A 2,192-nucleotide genomic window follows, 5' to 3' on the forward strand; every position below is an offset into this window, starting at 1 on the left:
TGACGATCACTCGCCACCCCGGGGAAGCACATCCGGTGCACAGCGGGGGAAATTGACGCGACACGGTCCGGCGGGCGGTGTTAGCTTCCGCGGCATGGAAGCCCTGACCGAACCCGAGATCCGCGCGTCCTTCGTCAACTGTTCGAAGGGCGAGGCCCGTCGGCTCAACCTGCCCCGAGGGCTGGCCGAACTGCCGTGGCAGAGCCTGGACTTCCTCGGGTGGCGGGACCAGGGCGCGCCGGACCGGGCGTACCTGGTGGCGCCGTACGGGGGCGAGCTGGTCGGGGTGACGATGCGCTCGCCGGTGATCCGGCGCAGCCTGACCAAGACCAACGTGTGCTCGCTGTGCATCACCGCGCACGCGGGGTCGGGGGTCGCGCTGCTGGCCGCCCGGCGGGCCGGGGCGGCCGGGCGGGAGGGCAACACGGTCGGCACGTACATCTGCGCCGACCTCGCCTGCTCGCTCTACGTCCGCGGCCTGAAGAAGTCCACCCTGGTCACCCGGCCCGACGAATCGCTGCCGCTGGAGCGGCAGATCGACCGTACGGTGGGCAACCTGGACGCCTTCCTCGCCAAGGTGCTCACCGACTCGGCCGGGTGACCACCCGGTCACCGCCCGCGCAGCTGGTCCAGTTCGCGGCGCTCCCGCTTGGTCGGGCGTCCGGCGCCGCGGTCCCGCTCGAAGGCCGGCGCCACGAACTCGCGCGGTGGGCGCGGCGGGCTGTTGTCGGTCAGGCACTCCGCCGCCACCGCCGCGCCGACCCGCTTGCGGATCAGCTTGCGCACCACGACGACCCGTTCGTACCCCTCCTCGCGGACCCGCACCTCGTCCCCGGGCTTCAGCGTCTGCGCGGGCTTGGCGCGTTCGCCGTTCACCCGGACGTGACCGGCCTTGCAGGCCGCGGCCGCCAGCGACCGCGTCTTGGCCAGCCGGACCGACCAGATCCAGGCGTCCACCCGCACGCTTCCCTCGTCCTCAGCCATCCTCGGAGCCTACCCGGGGCGTCGGCGCGGCCTACGCGGCGGACGGCACCTCTTGGACCGCCCAGCCGTTGCCGTCCGGGTCGTTGAAGAACACGAAGTTGTTCCACGCCTCGCCGTGCCCGTCCACCCGCGACCCCGCCACGAAGTGCTGAACCGGGCTGACCGCCACGCCCCGCGCCGCGAGTTCGGCGTGCGCCTTCTCGATGTCCGGGACCGCCAGCTGGAGCCCCTTCACCGATCCGGGGGCCGAACTGATCACCCCGGTGCCCACCACGATCGAGCAGGCCGATCCCGGGGGAGTCAGCTGGACCACCCGGACACCGTCGCGCAGCCGGGTGTCGTGGTCGACCGTGAAGCCGGCCTGCTCCTCGTAGAAGAGCTTCGCCCGGTCCACGTCGGCTACCGGGATCACCACAACTTCGAGCTTCCAGTCCATCGCCCTCACCCCTCTCGGCCGGGCCCTTCCAGTATCCGTCCGTGACTTCTCCACGGAGCCTTCGGATAGCCTGAGAACACGATGAATCCCGAGAGCACGCCCGCCGCCGCGACCCCGTTCACCACCCCGTGGGGCACCTTCGACCTCACCCGCTTCCCGGCGGACCCGCGCGAGCGGCTGCGGGCCTGGGACGCCTCCGACGAGTACCTGCTGCGACACCTCGCAGGCCAGACGGACAGTGCCGCCGGCTGCGCCACCGAGCTGGCCGGCCGCCGGATCGCCGTCCTGGGGGACCGCTGGGGCGCCCTGACCACCGCGCTCGCGCCGTACGAGCCGGTGCAGATCACCGATTCCCACCTCGGCCGGCAGGCCACCCGCGAGAACCTCGCCCGGGCCGGCGCCGCCGTGGACGAGGCCAGGCTGCTCACCACCCGTGACGAGCCGCCCGCGCCGATCGACGTCCTGCTGGTGCGCGTGCCCAAGAGCCTGGCCCTGCTGGAGGACCAGCTGCACCGGCTCGCCCCCGCGCTCCACCCCGGCACGGTGGTGCTCGGCACCGGCATGGTCACCGAGATCCACACCTCCACCCTGGAACTCTTCGAGCGCCTCCTGGGCCCGACCCGCACCTCGCTCGCCGTCCGCAAGGCCCGGCTGATCCTCTGCACCCCCGACCCGGCGCTCCGCCCCGGGCCCAGCCCGTGGCCCCACCGCTACGCGCTGCCACCGGACGTCGGCCCCTGGACTGGCTGGACGCCCAGCTCGCCGACGGCCG

At 73.1% G+C, this 2,192-nt stretch carries 3 protein-coding genes and 1 pseudogene; 2 read left to right on the forward strand and 2 right to left on the reverse strand.

Annotation, left to right across the window (positions count from 1 at the left end):
- The first annotated feature begins 94 nt into the window (after positions 1-94).
- The gene (locus tag J0670_RS36335) at positions 95-601 is read left to right on the forward strand and encodes an FBP domain-containing protein (protein ID WP_207817006.1); all 507 of its coding nucleotides are present in this window, start codon (positions 95-97) and stop codon (positions 599-601) included.
- 8 nt (positions 602-609) lie between these two features.
- On the opposite strand, the gene J0670_RS36340 is transcribed toward J0670_RS36335, so the two are convergent.
- Both J0670_RS36340 and J0670_RS36345 read right to left on the reverse strand, forming a co-directional pair.
- A complete protein-coding gene (locus tag J0670_RS36340) occupies positions 610-984 on the reverse strand; it encodes an RNA-binding S4 domain-containing protein (RefSeq protein ID WP_207817008.1) in 375 nt (124 codons plus the stop codon).
- A gap of 31 nt (positions 985-1,015) precedes the next feature.
- The gene (locus J0670_RS36345; RefSeq protein ID WP_207817011.1) at positions 1,016-1,420 is read right to left on the reverse strand and encodes a VOC family protein; all 405 of its coding nucleotides are present in this window, start codon (positions 1,418-1,420) and stop codon (positions 1,016-1,018) included.
- An 81-nt stretch (positions 1,421-1,501) separates the two neighbouring features.
- On the opposite strand from J0670_RS36345, the pseudogene J0670_RS36350 reads away from it, so the two are divergent.
- Positions 1,502-2,192 (forward strand): annotated as a pseudogene (locus J0670_RS36350) (50S rRNA methyltransferase); the annotation flags it as partial.

The organism is Streptomyces sp. FH025 (assembly GCF_017427025.1).
Classification (GTDB): domain Bacteria; phylum Actinomycetota; class Actinomycetes; order Streptomycetales; family Streptomycetaceae; genus Kitasatospora.

Excerpts from the sequence above, each read along its gene's own strand:
- J0670_RS36335 (WP_207817006.1), top strand. The coding sequence starts at position 95 with ATGGAAGCCCTGACCGAACCCGAGATCCGCGCGTCCTTCGTCAACTGT.
- J0670_RS36340 (WP_207817008.1), bottom strand. The coding sequence starts at position 984 with ATGGCTGAGGACGAGGGAAGCGTGCGGGTGGACGCCTGGATCTGGTCG.
- J0670_RS36345 (WP_207817011.1), bottom strand. The coding sequence starts at position 1,420 with ATGGACTGGAAGCTCGAAGTTGTGGTGATCCCGGTAGCCGACGTGGAC.